Raw genomic sequence first — 20,411 nt, 5'->3', positions numbered from 1 at the left:
TGCAATACTTTTGTGTTCATAAATAAAAAAGACACATAAAGCTGGATGGGAGACGCACGAAAGGGGTAATAGAGATGGAACAACAACAAACCATACTTGTTGTAGAGGATGAGGACCGGATTCGTAAGCTAATCACGATGTATCTCGGTCGTGAGGGGTTTCAAACAGCTGAAGCAGCTGATGGTCATGAAGGCTTACAATTGGCACTAGAAAACGATTATGCCTTAATTATATTAGATTTGATGTTGCCTGAAATGAATGGTATTGATTTATGCAAAGCTTTAAGAAAAGAAAAAACAACACCTGTTTTAATGCTGACGGCCAAAGGGGAAGAAAACCATCGCATTGAAGGTTTTGAGGCAGGCGCTGATGATTATGTCGTAAAACCATTTAGTCCACGGGAAGTTGTTTTACGTGTCAAGGCACTCTTGCGTCGCTCTCCGCATGTTGATGTGACAATTACTGATACACCAACGAAAAATGTCCTAGAATTTAAGTATATGGTGATTGACCATGATGCGCATAAGGTGACTGTTGAAGGTCAAGAATTAACCCTTACGCCAAAGGAGTATGAGTTGTTATATTTTCTTGCTAGTCATGAGGAACGTGTCTATGACCGAGAACAATTGCTTAAAGAAGTGTGGAAGTATGAATTTTTTGGTGATTTACGAACAGTCGATACTCACGTAAAGCGGTTGCGTGAAAAATTGAGTAAAGTATCTAAAGAAGCCGCACAGATGATTGTGACGGTTTGGGGTGTAGGTTATAAGTTTGAAGTGGATGATCACTAATGATTGCACGGGTATTTTCTAGGCGAACACGTTGGTTTTTGGTCATTGTCGTGATGTCCTTTATTTTGGTGCCTTTGTTTGTTGAGCCTATAATGGCGCCACGATTAGCGCATGATTATTTGTCGGATTTACGACGTTTAGTCGAACAAAACGATGCAGTAGACATACCACTTAATCTTAATCAAGATGTTGTACTTATGAGCCAAGAAGTTTTTAACGATAAGGGACCAGAGTATTTGTCTGATGAAGTACTAATAATCAATGAAACAAAGTATTTGTATTATACAGCGTCTGACTTAACGAGCCTTATTGCTCTCCAACCATATGAGATTCTAGATGATCAACTGATTGCAATCAAGACACAACTTCGCCTTTTTTTAGCCTTTTTTTACCTTGTGTTGATGTCGGTTCATTGGTACAATGTGAAGCGAATGAAAAAAGCGCTTGTACCTTTTCGTCAACAAGCACTCAATTATGCTATGGCAGATTTTTCTGAACGGGTAGTGAGTCAATCGTCATTAACGGACGAATTAATGCTAAGTTTCAATAGAATGGCTCGACAGTTAGAGCAACAATTTAACCAATTATTGCAACGTGATGATATACTTAATCATGTTTTAAATGCGATGAACGATGGTGTTATTGCGATAAATGTTGATCATGATATGCTTTTGTCCAATATCCACGCAGAGAATTTATTAGCTTTACTGCATAAAGATTCAAGTCGAACAACTAACATGATCCCAGTAGAATGGGAAGAAGACATTAGCATGACAATGAAAAATCTCGAAAATTGTCTAACGTATGTCAAAGTACAAGGGCGCACATTTATTTTGCTGTTTTCACCACTTATCCGTGAAAACCATATTTTTGGTGTTGTCATTATTTCGCGTGATGTAACGGAAGAAGAGAATTTAAATCAATTACGTGAAATGTTTGTTGCTAATGTTTCACATGAATTGCGGACACCTATATCCTTATTACAGGGATATAGTGAAGCTATTGTTGATGGTGTAGCTACATCGTTGGAAGACCAACGAGCATTGGCTCAAGTGATTTTAGAGGAATCTAAGCGAATGGGTCGCTTAGTTAATGATTTATTAGACCTTGCTAAACTAACATCAGGGCACATGGTACTCCAAAGGGAGCGTTATCCGGTGCGTGATTTTGTTCATCGGCTAATAGCTAAATTTCAACATAAAGCAAGCCTTAATCAAGTTGAAGTTGTAGCAGATGTGCACGAAGACGCACAGGTATTGACGTTTGATTATGATCGTCTTGAACAAGTCTTTACGAACTTGATTGATAACGCATTACGCTATACAAAAAAGGGAACCATTACCTTACGTGTGTATAAGGAAAAAAAACGCTTTTATTTTTATGTGATTGATACAGGTGAAGGTATCAAAGAGGCGGATTTACCTTTTCTATTTGAGCGTTTTTATAAAGCGGACAAATCAAGAACACGTAATAAAAGTGGCACAGGACTTGGCTTGGCGATTGCAAAGGAAATTGTTGAGGCTCATGGCGGTACGATTTCCGTAACTAGCCATGTAGGTAAAGGAACGACATTTACTATTGTGTTACCAGATGTAGAATTGTATGACTAAAATTTCATAAACGGGTGTATAACAGGGAAATTGGTGAAAGTCTAATACTGTCCTCGCAACTGTAAGTAGTATCGAAAAGAACAATACCACTGTCTTATTGATGGGAAGGGTTCTTAGTAGCAAGCTACAAGTCAGTAGACCTACCCATTTATTTAATCATAGATAATGCTTCGAGGATTGAGCGTTTAACCTAGGATAATTCTAGGCGTTTGATTCTCCAAATAATGGAGGAAAAGAAAATGAAAAAATGGTTATTGAGCCTATTGCTTGTTGTTGGATTACTTACAGGTTGTGGTGCAGATGCGACAAATTCAAATGAAGAGATCACAGATCCTATTGATGTGACAATGATTATCAGTTTAGATAATGATAGTGAACGCATCGTTGATGAAGTCCTCACTGTAAATGATGGGGCTATGTTAATGGATGTGTTAACGGAACGTTACGATGTAGAAAAAACAAGTGATGGCTTCATTGAAGGACTTGAAGGCCATTCTCAAGATGCGCCTCGTTACTGGTTTTTTGATGTGAACGGAGAACCAAGCCCGGTTGGTGCAGCTGATGTTGAGCTATCAGATGGTGACGAGATTCATTTTGATTTACATGAGTGGGAAGGTTAATGAGAATGTCCACGTATCGACTAACGCTCATCGCTGTGTTAGCGGCGATGGCGACCGTTGGTCGCTTTTTTATGCAGCATATACCTAATGTTCAACCTGTGACGGCGATTATTATTTTATCGGCTTTTTTTTTAGGGCCACTATCAGGCTTTATGTTAGCTACCATTACGACTTACTTGACAAACTTAGCGCTTGGTATGGGTATTTGGACATTATGGCAAATCCTTGCTTGGTCACTTATCGGTGTGATTGCTGGTTTTTTAGGTAAGTTTGTGCGTCGACATGTGCGTTTAACGTTAAGTGTTTTTGGTTTCTTTAGTGGTTTTTTATTTGGTTTCTTTTTTGCATTCATTAATTACTTAGTTTCTGGCAAGTTTTTGGGCTACTATATACTTGGATTACCCTTCGATTTTTATCATGCAATCAGCAATGTTTTATTTATTATGTTACTTTATCGTCCGTTTTTACTGTTATTTAATCGAGAATTAACGGGATTTAACCAACGCAAATAAAAAAACATACACACGGTGTAACGTTTTTTGAAATAGAACGACTAATTTAGGGAAACAGGGGGTCTTAGCTAATGAAGACCACATTTGATTATTTATATGACACTTATCATCAAGACGTTTATCAATATATTTTTTACTTAGTGAAAAATCATCAAGCAGCTGAAGACCTCATTCAAGAAACCTATATAAAGGTTCTAAAGTCTCACCAACACTTTCGTGGGGAGAGCAGCGAAAAGACATGGCTTTTCTCTATTGCGCGTCATACGGTGATGGACTTTTTCAGAAAGCAACAACGCGAAAAGAATAAGTGGTTTGGCTTATTTAATAAAGAAGATGATTGGTTAACTGTCCAATCGACAGCACCACTACCAGAAGAGATTCTTGTATTAAGTGAAGAACAACAATTACTCTATGCGCAATTAGATAAACTGACACTTGATCAAAAAAATGTGATTATTTTGCGGTTTATTCAAGCCATGTCGATACATGATACCGCGCGCATACTTGAATGGACTGAAAGTAAAGTAAAAACAACACAGCATCGGGCAATCAAGAAACTGCAACAGCTTATGGGAGATAATGAAAAGGGGTGACAGCTATGAAAAAGAAAGATGAGCAAGAGAAAATAATGACACGGTTGAATGCCTTACCTCCTATCAAATCGCCACAGGCTAAAGAATCATTATACAAAAAAATTGAAACGCAGCTTCAACCGGAACAAAAACAACCGAGAAGCAAGTATGCAACCATCTTTCCAGCCCTAGCAACCATCATTCTAGTGGTGTTTGTTGTGATATTAGTGCAAAATCAGCTGTTTACAGATCAGGCATCCGAAACAACCGTTTCTGACTATGCCTTTGATATGGCGAGAGAAAACAGAGGCGAAGCAGATGTTGTTGAATTTAGTGAACAAGAAGATATCATAATGCCAAAAAGTGATATTGATTTATCTCAAATGAACCCTTATCAAACAGAAAATATTCCAGGTATAACTGGTCGTTATATAGTTAACGCTACAGATGACCTTTTAGAACGTCATTTAGTGACGGTTGTTGGTATGAGCGATGATGCCATGTATCCCGTTCCTCTTACCGTGATCACAGCAAAAGAGCATTCATTGGATTACTATAATGAACAGTTATCATCTTTTCAGTTTCCCTTCTTAGGCCTAACAGGAGAAGCTTTTGAGTTTGGTACATTTACCCAAACGCAAGCGGAACTTGTCTTAACTATTAATGACTTAGATGAGATGAATCGTTCAGTAGGCAGCTCGGATCAGGCAGCGATATTTGATCAAACGTTACGCTTTATGTTTGCAGATGCGTATGAATCGCTTGTGATACAGGATGAAGTGGGCGATTCTGTTGATTTAGGTCCGTTTGGAGTGATGGATCGTTTTGACTTATCACCGGTTCAAGGTCTAAGTTACAAGTACTTAGAGACGTCTACAGGTCATAAACTTATTGTACCGATAGAGCGAACAGTAAATGGTGAGCGATTTATTACAATTGATGAGGCTCTTGTGGATATGCAGGAACCTGTTCCAGCAACCGATATTCAATCGTCCATTCCTGAAGGGGTTTCTTATACGTTAGATTTATCCCAAGAAAAACAAGTCCGGTTGTCTTTTGATCAGCATGAAGTACTTGGAGATAATACTACAACTCAGGAAATGATAGAAGCTATCTTAATTACAGCTAAGAGCTTTTACTTTGATGAAGTGATGATTATGATTGAAGGCATGACAGAAGACCGTGTTGGCCCTTATGAATTAAATAAGGCACTCGACGTGCCAATCGGTATCAATCCACTACAAGTAATAGAGTAAATGAACGTTGATAGATAAGAAAAGGTACGTCAATAGCTATTGACGTACCTTTTCTGATGTGTGATATGCCTTTAGTGGGGCGTTTTTTGAACAGTAATAGCTTCCGTTGGACATGCCTCTTTAGCATCAATTAAATCATCTTCAAATAATGCCGGTATTTGTGCCACGCCGGTGTTATCATCTAATACATTATAGGCGAGACCTTCTTCGTCATAATCATAAATATCTGGTGCAAGTGCCCCACATGAACCACAAGCAATGCACAAGCTTTTATCAACTTTCGTATAAAAACACATAGTATACCCTCCAACACTTCATTCACTTACACTTCTTTTATTTTAAGACGATTTATAAGATTACACAACCTTTAGTTGGCAATCAATTAAAATAGGGTCGTAATTTTACTAAGAGACTGCTATGATTATTTCATAAGAAGGTGATAAATGTGATTAACTACTTACTTTTGTATATTTTAAGGAAACTTGACGGCGACCGTTCACCAGCCGCTGCTTTTCACATATTGACTGGGAAAAAGTCATCGCAAATCGTACAAGATACCAATTTGTTTAACTTAGAACCTTTTTTAAATATCCTTCCGAACTATGAAAGGTTAGATTTCAATCATGATATTGCTTTTTTGGTCAGTAAGGGCTACCTAGAAGTTTTAAACGAAAAAATGACGCGAGTCACGAAAGAGGGTATCGCTTACTTGGATCAACATGAAATGGCACGTTTTTTCAATGTTTTTACGGTAAGTAATTCCAATAAAGACAGACAAATCTTCACAGCAAGGTTTTATCTAACAATCCAAACGTTCACTTATCGTGTGATGCAACAAAAAGGGTTTATGCCTGTAGAAGAAGATGTAACGATACAAGCTTTTGTTAAACAAATATACAAACGTTACAACCATCAACTAATAGATTGGTTAGAGGACTGTTACCGTTTTTTACGTGAGGTTCTAGAACAGTACCCCGATAATATGCGTCATATTTATTTGGATCGTCTGTCGACTTATAGTGGCAGTGGCGCGTCATTACAACAATTAAAGGTGCAGTACAACATGACAGTGTCTGACATATTATTGACCTTGGCAATGATTGAGACGCATCTAATGAAACTTAGCATAGAAAATCAAACCATCCTAACAGAGCTGTTACCAAGATCAGTTAATCAAACAGCTATTGAACGCTTTATGACGCGCTCTGCCATCAAAACGTATCAACTCGTAAAAAAGGGGTGTACATTAGAGGAGTTAGTCGAGATGCGTCAGTTAAAAAGGGGAACAATCGAAGATCATTTGGTTGAAATTTGTATTTTGGATCCGGAATTTCGGATTGATTCGTACGTTGATCCATTGACAATCAAGAAGGTGATGCGGGTGATTAGTGAGTTAAATACACACAAACTGACCCTAATCAAGAAGGCGTTACCGGAAGATATTCCATACTTTCATGTAAGGCTTGTTTTAGTTAAATCAAAAGAAGGGCTGACATTATGAATGCATCAGAAGCGTTAAACTATTTTTTCCATTATGATCACTTTCAATTAGGGCAAGAAGCCGTTATTGATGATCTAAATCAAGGGCGCGATGTGCTTTTAACTTTACCAACAGGTGCTGGTAAATCTATTTGTTATCAACTACCGGCCTTAATGAATGAGGGTTTAACAATTGTGGTAACACCGCTACTTTCACTGATGGAAGATCAAGTTCGGCAACTTCGTTCATTTGGTATTAAGTCTGTTGCGGCATTAAATAGTTTTAATACGAAGGAAGAGCGGCAGTATGTCCTAAAGAAATTAGCGACGCTAAAAATATTATATGTATCACCAGAATTGCTTCAGCAACAGTGGATATTAAAACGATTAAGAGCTTTACCCATTAGCTTTTTTGTTGTAGACGAAGCGCATTGTATTTCTCAGTGGGGACACGAATTCAGACCAGACTATATGCGGTTAGAAGACGTGCTCCAGTCACTAAGTCACCCCACATTGTTACTCGTTACAGCCACACTTACATCAGACGTGAAGCGGGATATTCTTAGGCATTTTAGTTCAAGAACATTGGTAGAGCACTTACATGTCATTGATCGCGACAACATTAGTTTTGTTGTTGAAAAGCTCGCTTCTGCTTATGAAAAAGATCGTTATTTGGTAAAATGTCTAACCACTTATCATGTCCCAACAATCATTTATTTCTCCAGCAAAAAGGAAGTAGAGCGGGTGACAGAGATGTTACACGTTGCCTTAACTGGCCATCGCGTCGCCTATTATCATGGTGACTTAGAAAATAAAGAGCGGATGCTGATTCAGCAACAGTTCTTAGCAGGTGATTTGGATGTGATTTGTGCGACGAGCGCTTTTGGTATGGGTGTTAATAAAAAAGATGTTCGTCTGGTCATTCATTATCATCTACCGACGCAAATAGAAAGTTTTGTTCAAGAGGTAGGTCGAGCGGGACGTGATCAACTTCATAGTGTGAGTATCGTGTTAATGTCAGAGAATGATTGGTTGATAACGGAACGATTGATTGAGAGCGAGATGATTGAAGAACATGTATTGGATGATCTATTTCAAACGCTAGCTCATCAAGCGGTGTTTGATGAAGAGGTTTTTTTTGCGCGACATGATTTAAATGATATTCTTATGCGGTACATTAAAAACTATCTTGATAATCATCAGATTATCGCTGATAATAATAGTATTGTACAAAGTAAGCTCTCAACGACATTTAAGCTTGAATGGAAAGCGACACTTCAGTTGCGGCAACAATTCAAACGAAAAAAACTTATCGAACTCATGCAAGCGCTAAATAACTCGTCTTGTATTAGACAGGCAGTTTACCAGCCGTTTCAAACAACGACGAAATCTTCTCGCTTTGGTTGTTGTTCATACTGCGGCTTTATATTGGAGACGTTCTTACCGATACAAATAGAAACGCCAAAACACCATGCATTGTGGGAAGAAAAATTAAAACAGAAACTATGTCCACATCGCTAAGCGTGTTATGGGAAGGATGATGAGTATGCATGATTTAAATGAAGATCAAGCAAAAGAATTGCGTGAAAGATTAGGTCAAATAACAAAAGAAAAAGCGAAAGATTCTATGAAAGATGGCGATTTAAGGCAAATTAACCAGCACACGTCGATTTCAGAACATGCTGTGGATGTCCTAAGTTTACCGCCGAGAAGTCAACTCCATGAAGAGAAAAAACAAAAAGTACGATTGAAAATTAGTTATGCAATGATTCGATTACTTGTGATTATTTTTATTGTTCTCGTCGTGTTAATTTTAACGTATCCCTATTGGCGTCATGTTTTTATCGATGCACAAAATGAGTCAATGGTAGGTGCTCAAACAGTTGAACAGACATTAGAACTAAGAGATGAACGCTTTTTATTATCAAAAGAGATCGAACGGTCATTTGATGATGGATACGGTAATGACATAGCATACAAAGGGCGTTATTATATGACGCTAAATGACGAATCGCTAAGTCAGATATTAGACCGATTTTATGGCTCGCAAAAAAAGTTAGCTATAGTTAAAGAAATCAATGCCATTATGAATGAACATGAACCATTACCAGTAAATACCCGGATTTTCTTAGTTGATGTGAGTTATAATAGTTAAGAATATGAGACGTCTTTAGGCGTCTCTTTGTTTGAATGAAGATAAATAAGTATAAGCATAAAGACTTAGAAATAATCGGTGTTTTTTAAGAGGACGCTAAATGCCACTAACTTTTTCAGGTATTTATGCTATAATAAAATGGCTTAACGTAAGGAGATGCTTTCGTGGAAAACGTATTAGTTATACATACCGGTGGAACTATTGCGATGATGGACGACGTCACATTAGGGACCATTGTCTCAAAAGAACACCCATTAAAGAAATATAGAGATGAGCTCAATCAATTGGCGATCATTGAGGAAGATTATTTATTTGATTTACCATCACCTCATGTGACACCAAAAGAAATGTTGCAGTTAGGTAAACACATAGAAACACGATTAAAAGAAAAAGCTTATGCAGGCATTGTTGTGACGCATGGAACAGATACGTTAGAAGAGACGGCTTATTTTTTGGATCTCTATTTGCAAACATCTACCCCTGTTGTTATTACTGGCGCCATGCGTTCAAGTAATGAAGTTGGTGCTGACGGCTTATATAATTTGATAGGCGCTGTTCGCGTGGCAAGTGAAAAAGAATCCATGGACAAAGGTGTATTGGTCGTGATGAACGATGAGATTCATAGCAGTGCTTATTGTATCAAAACATCGTCTAGTTCTGTGGCAACATTTCAAAGCCCACAGTTTGGCCCTGTTGGGATTTTAACTAAACAAGAAGTGTACTTTTATCATAAATGGATTGAACAAGAAAAAATCGCTTTTCAGACTGTAGACACTTATGTGCCTTTGATAAAAGCATTTGCAGGTATGGATGAGCGCTTTATAGTAGGCATCGCCGAACAGCCGCTGGACGGTCTAGTGATTGAAGGGTTTGGTCAAGGGAACCTTCCGCCTCAAACTGTCAAGACGCTTCAAAACCTTGTAGAAAAGAACATTCCCGTTGTGATTGTCTCGCGAAGTTTTAAAGGCGTTGTTCAACCGACTTATGGTTATCCAGGTGGAGGAAGGGATTTGAAGGACAAAGGGTTAATCTTTGCTAAACGTCTTTCAGGTCCAAAAGCAAGAATAAAACTTATGGCGTTATTAGAAGCAGGCTATAAATATGAGCGCATTGAAGAAATATTAGAGCGTTAATCGTATACTGAGGTGAGACGGATGGTGAAGATAGGAACAAACTTAACGCTAGAAATTGATGATATGGATAATGACATTAAACGTTTTAAGTGTCGGGTCGTCGAACAGAAAGATCAACAGTTGTATATTGATTATCCAATTAATACAGCGACTAATCGAACAGATATTTTTCCTGTTGGGACGAGCTTTCGTGTGTTTTATGTAGATGATAATCAAATGGCTTATCGCTTTGTTGCCGAGATTAGTGGTCGAATAAGAGGGAATGTGCCCATGTTAAAACTAAGTTACGATCATACGTCTGTAAAAAAAATTCAGCGACGGGAATATGTCAGAATAGATACAACCATGGATGTGTCTTTAAAGGATCAACAAATCAATACAACTGTCGTAACACTTACCGCTGATATTAGCGGGGGTGGAATGGCTGTTCATGTTCCAAAAGGTATGACGTACGACGCGGGTACTGTGTTTGATACATTACTTGTCTTTCAAGTTAATCAAGGCGGTTACCAGTACATCTTTGTTCAGGCTGAAGTTATTCGAATGAAGGAAGAGGTAGACCACCATCATATTATGTCATTGAAGTTTGTATCAATAGACGAACGTGATCGAGAAAAAATCATTCAATACTGTTTTGAAGAACAGTTACGTCAACGACGAGGTAATTAAGAATAAAAGGGGTAATGATGTATGACTAAAAAAATAAATATCGCCATCGACGGACCAGCTGCAGCTGGGAAAAGTACAGTAGCTAAAAAAGTGGCCGAAGCGCTGCATTACACTTATATTGATACGGGTGCTATGTATCGAGCTGCCACATATTTAGCGCTAGAACATGGGGTGGACTTAGAAGATGCTCACGCTATTTTAGAATGGCTAAAAACTGAGCCAATCACCTTATCTTATACAGAAAAAGGTCAGCACGTTTTTATCGGAAATAAAGATGTGACAGAACTGATTCGTACAGATGATGTGACAAATCACGTATCAATCGTAGCAACGCATGCCATTGTTCGTGAAGAAATGGTTAAAATTCAACGTGATATGATTAAACAATCAGGTGTTGTTATGGATGGGCGTGACATTGGTACCCATGTAATACCAAATGCAGAAGTGAAGATTTTTATGATGGCATCAGTAGAAGAGCGGGCACAAAGGCGTTATAAAGAAAATGTAAACAAAGGTTTTGAGGCAAACTTAGAAGTCATCAAAGAAGATATTCGAACCCGTGATAAAATTGATCAAGAAAGAAAAGCCTCTCCATTAGTAAAAGCACATGATGCTATTGAGATGGATACAACCGGGTTGTCAATTGATGACGTTACAGAGGAAATTTTAGCAATTGTATCGAAGAAGGTGATGTAAATGTCTTTATATCATTTTGCAAAAACCGTAGTTTGGTATGTCCTCAAGCCGCTTTATCGTATGGAAGTATCAGGGCAAGAGAATATCCCAAGCGAAGGTCCTGTTATTGTTTGTGCTAACCATATTTCAAATTTAGATCCCCCACTTGTTGGAGGGTCAATTAAACGCGAAATGTTTTTTATTGCAAAAGAAGAGTTGTTTGAAAAAAAGTGGTTGGCTCGTTTGTTATCTCGTATTAATGTCTTTCCTATTAAGCGAGGTATGAGTGACCGCCAAGCCATTCGCAAAGCACTTGGCTTGTTAAAAGATGATCGGGGACTTGTCATTTTTCCTGAAGGTACGAGAAGTAAGACGGGACAATTAGGTAAAGGATTGAGTGGTGTTGGTTTCTTTGCACTTCGCTCAAAAGCGACGGTTGTACCTTGCGCTATTATCGGGCCATACAAGATAGGCAAAAAAGTAAGGATTGTATACGGGCAGCCTCTTGATTTAACGCACCTACGCGAAGAAAAAAAGGATGTAAAAGAAGTGACACAACATATTATGGCGTCAATCAAACAGTTAATTGAGAATAATCAGTAAAATTACCTGATATCACTTGACAAATGCGTCGAAATGTTAGAACTTAGAACAAGGATAGATTATTTTTTTGTTGTAGATGAAGGAGGATTTTTTGATGGATGAAATGACAAATGAGTTAGAAAATTTCAGAACATTTGAGGTAGGAGAAATTGTTACAGGTAAGGTTGTAGCAATTGAAGATAAGGAAGTACTTGTTGCTTTCGGTTCAAAAGACGACGGTCGGGTACCGTTAAAAGAACTATCAAGTCTACCAATTGAATCACCTCGTGAGATTGTTAATATGGATGATGAATTAACGTTAAAAATTGTTAAAATTGATGACGAAGGTAGCGCGATTTTATCAAAACGTGCAGTTGATAGCGAGAAATCTTGGGATGATCTTGAAGCAAAGCATGCCTCAGGTGAAGTTTTTGAAGCAACTGTTAAAGACATTGTAAAAGGTGGCTTGGTCGTTGATGTAGGTGTGCGTGGATTTATTCCAGCTTCACTTGTTGAAACGCACTTTGTCGATGATTTTGAAAGCTATAAAGGACAAACATTGACATTAAAAGTTGAAGAGATTGATCGTGAGAAAAACCGTGTTATTCTTTCGCATCGTGCAGTTATTGAAGCTGAGCAAAAAGAACAAAAAGGCCAAGTACTTGATACACTAGAAGAAGGACAGGTGCTTGAAGGTAAAGTAGCACGTCTTACTGATTTTGGTGCATTTGTTGACCTTGGTGGCATTGATGGTCTTGTGCACATTTCGCAGCTTGCGCATGAGCACGTAGAAAAAGCAAGCGATATTGTCAGTGAAGGCGATCTGATCTCTGTTAAAGTGCTTTCTGTTGATAAGGAACAAGAACGTATCTCCCTGTCACGTAAAGCTACACTTCCTGGACCATGGGAGCGCGTCGCTCAAGAAATACAAGCAGGTGACGTTGTAGAAGGAACAGTGAAGCGATTAGTAGACTTTGGTGCGTTTGTGGAAGTATTGCCACAAGTAGAAGGTCTTGTGCATATCTCTCAAATTTCACGCGAACACATTGGCACACCTCAAGAAAAACTTGAAGAAGGTCAAAAGGTTCAAGTTAAAGTATTAGAAGTTAACACAGCCGATAAACGCATGTCACTTAGCATAAAAGAATTAGAAGATGACAAAGTGGATGCAGAAGTTAAAGCATACGAAAAAGATGACGATGATCAAGGCTTTTCATTTAGTGATATGATTGGTGATAAACTTGACCAATTTAGAAATGATTAACCACATGTGATGATTGAAACGATTCAAAAGGCGTGCAGGTAAATCCCGCACGTCTTCTTCGTGCGTTTAAAGTACGCGTTTTTGAGGAACATGAGTAGTATTAAGCTATTTTTGAGTTTTTTTCTCGAATAAAGTTAGGATTTATCAATAAAAGATATTTTTTCACCTAACAGTTCGCATGAAAGCGATTGGTCGATATTTAATCGGTGAAAATGATTGTTTAATTCATGAACATTTGCTAAACTTAAACAGTTAGTTTTTTATAATTGGTGACTGCTTGGTTTAGTGTGCAATTGGAACAAATCAATAGACTAAGCAGCCATTTATGCGACATATGAATCAAAAGACAGGTAATCAATTTACCTCTTGTGGATGGATGAGATTGATGTTTGTACGCAAAGGTGTAAAAAGCATACGTCATGAAGAAAAAATACTAATATAAATTGTAGAAAGGATGAACCTTTCATGAGAAAATCAACAGTAGCAATTGTTGGTCGGCCGAATGTGGGGAAATCAACCATATTTAACCGACTTGTCGGTGAAAGAATTTCAATCGTAGAAGATGTACCAGGTGTTACTCGTGACCGTATATACTCTCAAGCAGAGTGGTTAACGACATCATTCAATCTTATCGATACCGGTGGGATTGAATTAGGAGATGAGCCGCTGCTCGTCCAGATGAGAGAACAAGCAGATGTGGCTATTAGAGAGGCCGATGTGATTATCTTTATTGTTAATGGACGTGAAGGGATTACAGCAGCAGATGAAGAAGTAGCAAAAATTTTATATAAATCCAATAAACCTGTTGTACTTGCTGTAAATAAGGTAGATAATCCAGAAATGCGTGAAAACGTTTATGAATTCTACAGCTTAGGTTTCGGTGAACCTTACCCGATTTCTGGAACGCACGGTCTTGGATTAGGAGACATGTTAGATGATGTTGTTGGACATTTTCCAACACTTGAGTCAGAAGAAAAAGATAAAGACACAATTTATTTCAGTTTGATTGGCCGACCGAATGTTGGAAAGTCATCGCTTGTCAATGCTATTCTTAATGAAGAGCGGGTCATTGTAAGTAATATCGCGGGAACAACGCGTGATGCTATTGATACCCCCTTCAAACGTGATGATCAAGATTATATCATCATAGATACGGCTGGTATGAGAAAGCGGGGCAAGATTTATGAATCTACGGAACGTTACAGTATTTTGCGTGCCCTTAAAGCGATTGAGCGTTCAGATGTTGTTTTAACATTAATTGATGCAGAAGAGGGCATCATCGAACAAGATAAGAAAATAGCCGGCTATGCTCACCAAGCAGGTAAAGCGATCGTTATTGTTGTGAATAAATGGGATACAGTAGAATCAGACGAGAAAGCTATGAAAGAGTTTGAAGAAAAAGTACGTGCCCATTTCCCATTCCTCGATTATGCGCCAATAGTGTTCTTATCAGCTTTGACAAAAAAGCGCACACATAAATTAATTCCAGAGGTGAAACGCGTCAGTGAAAACCATGCGCTGCGTGTGGAAACCAATGTTCTTAACGATGTCGTTATGGATGCCGTTGCAATGAACCCAACACCAACAATGAATGGCAAGCGCCTAAAAATACTTTATACAACACAAGTAGCGGTAAAACCACCAGCTTTTGTTGTTTTTGTTAATGATCCAGAATTAATGCACTTCTCTTATGAGCGATTTTTAGAAAATCGTATTCGAGATGCTTTTGGTTTTGAAGGTACACCTATTAAAATTTTCGCAAGAAGACGTAGCTAAAAGAAGGAGGATAATTATGGAAAAAGTAGCAGTTCTAGGAGCGGGGAGTTGGGGCACAGCCTTGGCACTCGTTTTACATGACAACGGTCACGATGTAAGGTTATGGACACATTTAGAAGCGCATGCGAAAGAAATAAACGCGACGCATCATAATCATGCATATTTAAACAATGTTGAAATTCCGTCAACAATTACTGTTACAAGTAATTTAGAGACGGCCTTGGCAGATACTACAGCTGTTGTGTTTGTTTTACCAACAACAGCTATTCGTCCTGTCTGTCAACAAGTCAAGGCGGTACTTGACCATCCAGTGACAATTATCCACGGCACAAAAGGCATTGAACCTGAGACGTTTAAAAGAGTATCTGAAATGATGGAAGAAGAATTATCAAGTGATTGCTTTGATGAGATTGTTGTATTATCAGGCCCTTCACATGCTGAAGAGGTCTCAATTAAACAACCAACAACTGTCAGTGCGTCATCATTATCTGAAAAGAGTGCGTCACATGCGCAACAACTGTTTATGAATGAACGTTTTCGTGTCTATACGAATAAAGACGTGTTAGGTGTTGAACTTGGTGGTTCTTTAAAGAATATCATTGCGCTTGGCGCGGGTATATCTGATGGATTAGGTTACGGTGATAATGCTAAAGCGGCACTTGTCACTAGAGGTTTAGCTGAAATTGCTCGACTGGGGACAGCGATGGGAGCTGATCCACTGACTTTTATCGGGTTAACTGGGATTGGTGATTTGATTGTTACTTCAACAAGTCAGCATAGTCGAAACTGGCGAGCAGGAAACCTCTTAGCTAAAGGCGGCTCACTTGATAGTATTCTCACAGAAATGGGTATGGTTGTAGAAGGCGTTAGAACAGCGAAAGCAGCATATCATCTAGCGAAAGAGAAAGGTATTGATATGCCTATTACTTCGGGTATCTACCATATTCTCTTTGAAGGGGCAGATCCTCAAGCTATGGTTGATCAGTTAATGACACGTCAAAGACGACCTGAAACGGATGAAGTACATGAGATGTTAAAATCTTATTATTTAAAACAAAAGTAGTACATTCTTTTTAAATGAATAACGACACATACACACGTCCTTTGCATATAGTAGGTATTATGCAAATAAGGAGGTGTGTTTTTTTGGATCAACATCAACTTGAACAATTTATGCAATATATTGAGCGACATACATCGTTATCAGCAGATGACATCTATTCAGTCGTCGCTTCATTGGATCAAGCAGATTTAAAAGATGAGCAAACGGTGGCCTCATTGGTTAGCAAGTTAGAACGCTTAACAAACAAGCCATTATCAGAGCAAAAAAGGGCTGAAGTTATTCGGATTATTACGACAAATCAACAACAAGCGGGGCTACTGTCGTTATTGAAATTTTTTCACTAAAAAATAGTGTATATAAATACACCATAATTTCTTCTATTTCTTAGGCATATCTCCTCCCCAACGACACATATGATAGATTATAGATCAGGCATGATTTTCGAGTTAGGGGAGGATTCTTATGGATAATCAAGCAGTATTGAAAGATATTTCGCTTCGGACAGATGGCGATATTTACTTAGGTGTTGTCGGTGCAGTAAGAACAGGGAAATCGACATTTATTAAACGTTTTATGGAACGGGTTGTCATGCCGCATATTGATGATTTTAGTGACAGAGAACGGACAAAGGATGAACTGCCGCAAAGCGCCAAAGGGCGAACAATTATGACAACGGAACCCAAATTTGTGCCTAATCAAGCGGTTAAATTATCCGTTGAAGAAGGATTTGATGTGAGAGTAAGATTGGTTGATTGTGTTGGCTATATTGTTGATGAGGCACAAGGGTTTGAAGATGAACATGGTCCAAGAATGATTCACACACCATGGTTTGATGAAGCAATTCCTTTTAAAGATGCTGCTGAAATTGGCACAAGGAAAGTTATACAAGACCATTCTACTATTGGTGTTGTCTTAACAACGGACGGCACTTTTGGTGAGATTCCACGAAGCCAGTATGTTGAAGCGGAAGAGAAAGTGATTAGAGAACTAAAAGATGTTGGAAAGCCATTTATTATGGTACTAAATACAACGAAGCCACACGATGAAGATACACTCTACTTAAGGGATTGTTTGCATGAGGCTTATGACATACCTGTACTACCCTTAAACGTTGAGGAGAGTACAGAAGAAGACCTCTATGCCGTGTTAAGGGAAGCGTTATATGAGTTCCCTGTACTTGAGTTAAATGTTCAATTACCAGAATGGGTGTTAACCTTGCCAGAAACGCATTGGTTACGTCAGCACTTTAATCAGGCCATTAGTGATACGCTGAAAGAAATTAAACGTCTACGTGATGTCGAAGAAATGATACAAGCATTTCGAACGTATGATTATATTCATCAAGCACAAATTAATACGATGGAAATGGGGCAGGGGATTGCTTCAATTGATTTGGATACAACCGATGATACGTATGATCGTGTCCTGACAGAAATGATAGGTGAAGAAGTAGAATCTAAAGCGCAATTCCTTAAGCTGATGGAGCGATTAACGACTGCTGAGAGTCATTATCGTGAAGTGGAAGGCGCTTTGCAGATGGTCCAACAAACCGGTTATGGCGTAAGTAGCCCGCGTATTGAAGATATGGTCCTTGATGAACCTGAGATTATTAAACAAGGGCAACGTTATGGTGTTAAGTTAAATGCAAAAGCGCCCTCAATTCATATGGTAAGAGTTGATGTCACGTCAGAATTTGCGCCAATTATTGGAACGGAAAAGCAAAGTGAAGAATTGATTCGCTATCTCACGCAAGATTATCATGATAATCCGCTGTCCATATGGGATGCAGAGATTTTCGGGCGATCGTTAAGCGCGATTGTAAGAGAAGGTATTCAAGCTAAAATCGCTCTGATGCCGGAAAATGCACGAGAGAAATTACAATTATCGCTTACAAAAATAGTGAATGAAGGCCATGGAGGATTAATTGCGATTGTTTTATAACAAAGGGTACGGCGTAAGCCGTACCCTTTGAGTGTTCTTAGTTTTTCAGAAGAATATAAACGTATAAAAATGTCATGTTTGGGTAAACTAGATGTGAGTTTCTGTGGTTTACAGCTATTTGTCGGTGGTTTAAGTGATGAATATTCAGATAATTGATGCTTTATAGGGATATATTGGATAATATTTAACGAGAATGGGTTATTTTTCATTCTTTCTTTCGATTTTTGTTGAATTTACGATAAAAGTCGTATATTATAAGGCTTGTCACCGATTTATTTGTGACGGAAGTATAGAATTGCAGAAACTTGTGAACGAATGGATTAAACACCATTTAAATTCTCATGCTTCATGAATTTAAATGCGGGAGGAGGTGAATATCATGAACAAGACAGATCTAATTAATGCTGTGGCTGAAAAAAGCGAACTTTCTAAAAAGGACGCAACTAAAGCTGTTGACGCAGTTTTTGAATCAATCATGGATTCACTTAAAGATGGTGAAAAAGTACAATTAATTGGTTTTGGTAACTTTGAAGTGCGTGATCGTGCTGCTCGTAAAGGCCGCAACCCACAAACTGGTGCTGAGATTGAAATCCCAGCAAGCAAAGTACCTGCTTTCAAACCAGGTAAAGCCCTTAAAGATATCGTAAAATAATGTTACATAGGGCGATTCAGAGGATGCAGAAAGCTGCATCCTCTTTTTAATTAGAAAGGATGAAGACTATGCAATCGGACTACATGATTATTAAGGCATTAGAAGATGGCGTTCAAGTCATCGGTCTTACACGAGGACAGGCGACAAAGTTCCACCATTCCGAGAAATTAGATAGAGGAGAAGTTCTTGTTGTGCAGTTTACAGATCATACTTCTGCGATCAAAGTTAAAGGTTCTGCCGAAATAAAATCAAGCTATGGAGACATACAGAGTGGACACTCAACGACAGCAAGAAATTGAGCGGAAAATCCATCAACATGATCAGGCATTGGCACTTAATAGCAGTGAACAATGTCTGATTAAAGTGTGGCTAGCGATTGCTGGGCCAACGCGCTATCAACTAGATACATTTATAAGATGTGTTATCCCTGTCCTCTATTTACGCCGCAGTCATCGGGCGCATGTATTAAAAGAACCCAACAGTCTAGCGAACGATATTTTGACGGGTGACTATTACAGTAGTCTGTTTTATCGTTACCTTATCACTCACCATGAGCTGAATACTTTTAAAGTTATCGTCGTCCGGCTTAGAGACTACTACGTGAAAAATTCTCAGCAAACTTTAATGACGGATGACTACTCAGATTACTTTAAAATACTTTGGCAGGCGGAAGACAAAGTAAGCGACCTTGTGACAATTGAGCCCATTCTAACTTATAATGACATCGACACTTATATTGCAGCTGTCACAGAAGTCATGTCTCAACAGTTTCTCGTATTAACTGACAAGCAAAATCAAGCGTTAATAAGATTGATGGGGTCAGGTGGTAAAAAGACGCGTCTGAAATTGTTTTATCATGCGTCACCACACCTTGAGAAACCGTCGTTAAGCCTTGTGAAAATTGGCGCTGCTATCGAAGGCATCCATTTAGCGAGTTTGATTCATGACGATTTGATTGATCAAGCCGTTCTTCGGCGCCACACACCTACCCTTCATCAAACATTCAATCAATTAACTGCTTTACATATAGGAAATATAATTTTTACTCAAAGTCTTTCTTTACTTGCCGATATAAAAGATAATAAGATTCACCAGCTATTTAGCCAGCTATTTTATCGCATGGTCCGAGGTGAATTATCACAACAAACTTACCGTTATAGTCAACAGCTGTCACCTTATCGTTACCTTAAACTCGTTCGAGACAAGACCGCTTTATTTGTAGAAGTTATTTTGCACACTGCGGGTTATTTAGGTCAAGTAGAACCAGATCAGCTACGCTTGTTAAAGCGTGCAGGATTCGCGATTGGCATGGCCTATCAGTTAAAAGATGATATGTTAGATGTCACGGCTGGTGAATGTAAACTTGGTAAACCTACTTCAGTCGACCAAGCCAATGGTTATCGAACATTGCCGGTCATCTATCAAGATTTGTATTCATCTAAACGTGCAACTAAAAGTCATGCAGATGATGTCGCGGCAACTCAGCCAGATGTGGATTTTTTAAATGTGGGACTTAAGAGGACGAAACAATTAGCGCACCGTTATATTGAGCGGGCACTAGGAGATATTAGGCAACTGAAAAATCCAATGGTGAGGTATCATTTGATATATTTTACGACAGCCTTATATAAGCGTACGCGGTAAGAAGAGAAAAGAGGAGC

Annotated in this window: 22 protein-coding genes and 1 riboswitch; of the genes, 21 read left to right on the top strand and 1 reads right to left on the bottom strand. The window is 38.6% G+C overall.

Going from position 1 to position 20,411, the window contains the following annotated elements; translation table 11 throughout:
* Positions 1–74: 74 nt before the first annotated feature.
* The 6 genes from BM163_RS06165 to BM163_RS06140 all read left to right on the top strand — a co-directional run bounded on the left by BM163_RS06165 (position 75) and on the right by BM163_RS06140 (position 5,361).
* Positions 75–791, top strand: coding sequence for a response regulator transcription factor (locus BM163_RS06165; RefSeq protein ID WP_089801264.1), 717 nt, complete (start codon positions 75–77; stop codon positions 789–791).
* Positions 791–2,401, top strand: a complete 1,611-nt coding sequence (locus tag BM163_RS06160; protein ID WP_089801262.1) for a sensor histidine kinase — start codon at positions 791–793, stop codon at positions 2,399–2,401. Before BM163_RS06165 ends, BM163_RS06160 begins: the two co-directional genes overlap by 1 nt.
* Positions 2,397–2,563: riboswitch (cobalamin riboswitch) on the top strand. It overlaps the preceding gene by 5 nt.
* Positions 2,564–2,640: 77 nt before the next feature.
* Positions 2,641–3,021 (top strand): DUF4430 domain-containing protein, encoded by a 381-nt coding sequence (locus BM163_RS06155; protein WP_170243671.1) that lies wholly within the window; start codon positions 2,641–2,643, stop codon positions 3,019–3,021.
* 5 nt (positions 3,022–3,026) lie between these two features.
* Positions 3,027–3,533 (top strand): ECF transporter S component, encoded by a 507-nt coding sequence (locus tag BM163_RS06150; RefSeq protein ID WP_229675516.1) that lies wholly within the window; start codon positions 3,027–3,029, stop codon positions 3,531–3,533.
* 71 nt (positions 3,534–3,604) lie between these two features.
* Entirely contained in the window at positions 3,605–4,126 is a 522-nt protein-coding gene (locus tag BM163_RS06145; RefSeq protein ID WP_089801256.1) for a sigma-70 family RNA polymerase sigma factor, read from the top strand.
* Positions 4,127–4,131: 5 nt separating this feature from the next.
* Entirely contained in the window at positions 4,132–5,361 is a 1,230-nt protein-coding gene (locus BM163_RS06140) for a GerMN domain-containing protein (RefSeq protein ID WP_089801254.1), read from the top strand.
* Between the two features lie 71 nt (positions 5,362–5,432).
* Here the strand turns inward: BM163_RS06140 and BM163_RS06135 are convergent, their stop codons facing one another.
* Positions 5,433–5,657, bottom strand: coding sequence for a ferredoxin (locus BM163_RS06135; RefSeq protein ID WP_089801252.1), 225 nt, complete (start codon positions 5,655–5,657; stop codon positions 5,433–5,435).
* Positions 5,658–5,806: 149 nt separating this feature from the next.
* Here BM163_RS06135 and BM163_RS06130 point away from each other — a divergent pair, with 149 nt between their 5' ends.
* The 15 genes from BM163_RS06130 to BM163_RS06060 all read left to right on the top strand — a co-directional run bounded on the left by BM163_RS06130 (position 5,807) and on the right by BM163_RS06060 (position 20,394).
* Positions 5,807–6,862, top strand: a complete 1,056-nt coding sequence (locus BM163_RS06130) for a YpbB family protein (RefSeq protein ID WP_089801250.1) — start codon at positions 5,807–5,809, stop codon at positions 6,860–6,862.
* Positions 6,859–8,361 carry a RecQ family ATP-dependent DNA helicase gene (locus BM163_RS06125; protein ID WP_089801248.1) on the top strand — a complete coding sequence of 501 codons (1,503 nt, stop codon included), beginning with the start codon at positions 6,859–6,861 and terminating at the stop codon, positions 8,359–8,361. Before BM163_RS06130 ends, BM163_RS06125 begins: the two co-directional genes overlap by 4 nt.
* A gap of 25 nt (positions 8,362–8,386) precedes the next feature.
* Positions 8,387–8,995 (top strand): hypothetical protein, encoded by a 609-nt coding sequence (locus BM163_RS06120; RefSeq protein WP_089801246.1) that lies wholly within the window; start codon positions 8,387–8,389, stop codon positions 8,993–8,995.
* A 164-nt stretch (positions 8,996–9,159) separates the two neighbouring features.
* A complete protein-coding gene (locus BM163_RS06115) occupies positions 9,160–10,128 on the top strand; it encodes an asparaginase (RefSeq protein ID WP_089801244.1) in 969 nt (322 codons plus the stop codon).
* 24 nt (positions 10,129–10,152) lie between these two features.
* Positions 10,153–10,797: a flagellar brake protein gene (locus BM163_RS06110; RefSeq protein ID WP_170243670.1), complete on the top strand. Its 645-nt coding sequence runs from the start codon at positions 10,153–10,155 to the stop codon at positions 10,795–10,797.
* A gap of 21 nt (positions 10,798–10,818) precedes the next feature.
* On the top strand, positions 10,819–11,493 hold the full coding sequence (cmk, locus tag BM163_RS06105) for a (d)CMP kinase (protein ID WP_089801241.1): 675 nt from the start codon (positions 10,819–10,821) through the stop codon (positions 11,491–11,493).
* Positions 11,494–12,075, top strand: coding sequence for a lysophospholipid acyltransferase family protein (locus BM163_RS06100; protein ID WP_089801239.1), 582 nt, complete (start codon positions 11,494–11,496; stop codon positions 12,073–12,075). It begins immediately after the preceding gene.
* Between the two features lie 94 nt (positions 12,076–12,169).
* The gene (gene rpsA / locus BM163_RS06095; protein ID WP_089801236.1) at positions 12,170–13,318 is read left to right on the top strand and encodes a 30S ribosomal protein S1; all 1,149 of its coding nucleotides are present in this window, start codon (positions 12,170–12,172) and stop codon (positions 13,316–13,318) included.
* Positions 13,319–13,783: 465 nt separating this feature from the next.
* A complete protein-coding gene (der, locus tag BM163_RS06090; RefSeq protein ID WP_089801235.1) occupies positions 13,784–15,094 on the top strand; it encodes a ribosome biogenesis GTPase Der in 1,311 nt (436 codons plus the stop codon).
* Between the two features lie 16 nt (positions 15,095–15,110).
* Positions 15,111–16,157: an NAD(P)H-dependent glycerol-3-phosphate dehydrogenase gene (locus BM163_RS06085; protein WP_089801233.1), complete on the top strand. Its 1,047-nt coding sequence runs from the start codon at positions 15,111–15,113 to the stop codon at positions 16,155–16,157.
* 83 nt (positions 16,158–16,240) lie between these two features.
* Positions 16,241–16,501, top strand: a complete 261-nt coding sequence (locus BM163_RS06080) for a stage VI sporulation protein F (RefSeq protein ID WP_170243669.1) — start codon at positions 16,241–16,243, stop codon at positions 16,499–16,501.
* A 118-nt stretch (positions 16,502–16,619) separates the two neighbouring features.
* Entirely contained in the window at positions 16,620–18,098 is a 1,479-nt protein-coding gene (gene spoIVA, locus BM163_RS06075) for a stage IV sporulation protein A (RefSeq protein ID WP_089801229.1), read from the top strand.
* Positions 18,099–18,477: 379 nt separating this feature from the next.
* Positions 18,478–18,750: a non-specific DNA-binding protein Hbs gene (gene hbs / locus BM163_RS06070; RefSeq protein WP_062319305.1), complete on the top strand. Its 273-nt coding sequence runs from the start codon at positions 18,478–18,480 to the stop codon at positions 18,748–18,750.
* Positions 18,751–18,818: 68 nt separating this feature from the next.
* Entirely contained in the window at positions 18,819–19,049 is a 231-nt protein-coding gene (mtrB, locus tag BM163_RS06065) for a trp RNA-binding attenuation protein MtrB (RefSeq protein WP_089801227.1), read from the top strand.
* Positions 19,021–20,394, top strand: a complete 1,374-nt coding sequence (locus BM163_RS06060; RefSeq protein ID WP_170243667.1) for a polyprenyl synthetase family protein — start codon at positions 19,021–19,023, stop codon at positions 20,392–20,394. The genes mtrB and BM163_RS06060 overlap by 29 nt, the downstream gene beginning before the upstream one ends.
* Positions 20,395–20,411 lie beyond the last annotated feature (17 nt).

The organism is Halolactibacillus alkaliphilus (assembly GCF_900115465.1).
Taxonomy (GTDB): Bacteria; Bacillota; Bacilli; order Bacillales; family Amphibacillaceae; genus Halolactibacillus; species Halolactibacillus alkaliphilus.
This window is presented reverse-complemented; position numbering and strand designations above follow the sequence as displayed.

Coding starts and splice junctions, on each gene's coding strand:
- BM163_RS06165 (WP_089801264.1), top strand. CDS start 75: ATGGAACAACAACAAACCATACTTGTTGTAGAGGATGAGGACCGGATT.
- BM163_RS06160 (WP_089801262.1), top strand. CDS start 791: ATGATTGCACGGGTATTTTCTAGGCGAACACGTTGGTTTTTGGTCATT.
- BM163_RS06155 (WP_170243671.1), top strand. CDS start 2,641: ATGAAAAAATGGTTATTGAGCCTATTGCTTGTTGTTGGATTACTTACA.
- BM163_RS06150 (WP_229675516.1), top strand. CDS start 3,027: ATGTCCACGTATCGACTAACGCTCATCGCTGTGTTAGCGGCGATGGCG.
- BM163_RS06145 (WP_089801256.1), top strand. CDS start 3,605: ATGAAGACCACATTTGATTATTTATATGACACTTATCATCAAGACGTT.
- BM163_RS06140 (WP_089801254.1), top strand. CDS start 4,132: ATGAAAAAGAAAGATGAGCAAGAGAAAATAATGACACGGTTGAATGCC.
- BM163_RS06135 (WP_089801252.1), bottom strand. CDS start 5,657: ATGTGTTTTTATACGAAAGTTGATAAAAGCTTGTGCATTGCTTGTGGT.
- BM163_RS06125 (WP_089801248.1), top strand. CDS start 6,859: ATGAATGCATCAGAAGCGTTAAACTATTTTTTCCATTATGATCACTTT.
- BM163_RS06120 (WP_089801246.1), top strand. CDS start 8,387: ATGCATGATTTAAATGAAGATCAAGCAAAAGAATTGCGTGAAAGATTA.
- cmk (WP_089801241.1), top strand. CDS start 10,819: ATGACTAAAAAAATAAATATCGCCATCGACGGACCAGCTGCAGCTGGG.
- BM163_RS06100 (WP_089801239.1), top strand. CDS start 11,494: ATGTCTTTATATCATTTTGCAAAAACCGTAGTTTGGTATGTCCTCAAG.
- rpsA (WP_089801236.1), top strand. CDS start 12,170: ATGGATGAAATGACAAATGAGTTAGAAAATTTCAGAACATTTGAGGTA.
- der (WP_089801235.1), top strand. CDS start 13,784: ATGAGAAAATCAACAGTAGCAATTGTTGGTCGGCCGAATGTGGGGAAA.
- BM163_RS06085 (WP_089801233.1), top strand. CDS start 15,111: ATGGAAAAAGTAGCAGTTCTAGGAGCGGGGAGTTGGGGCACAGCCTTG.
- spoIVA (WP_089801229.1), top strand. CDS start 16,620: ATGGATAATCAAGCAGTATTGAAAGATATTTCGCTTCGGACAGATGGC.
- hbs (WP_062319305.1), top strand. CDS start 18,478: ATGAACAAGACAGATCTAATTAATGCTGTGGCTGAAAAAAGCGAACTT.
- mtrB (WP_089801227.1), top strand. CDS start 18,819: ATGCAATCGGACTACATGATTATTAAGGCATTAGAAGATGGCGTTCAA.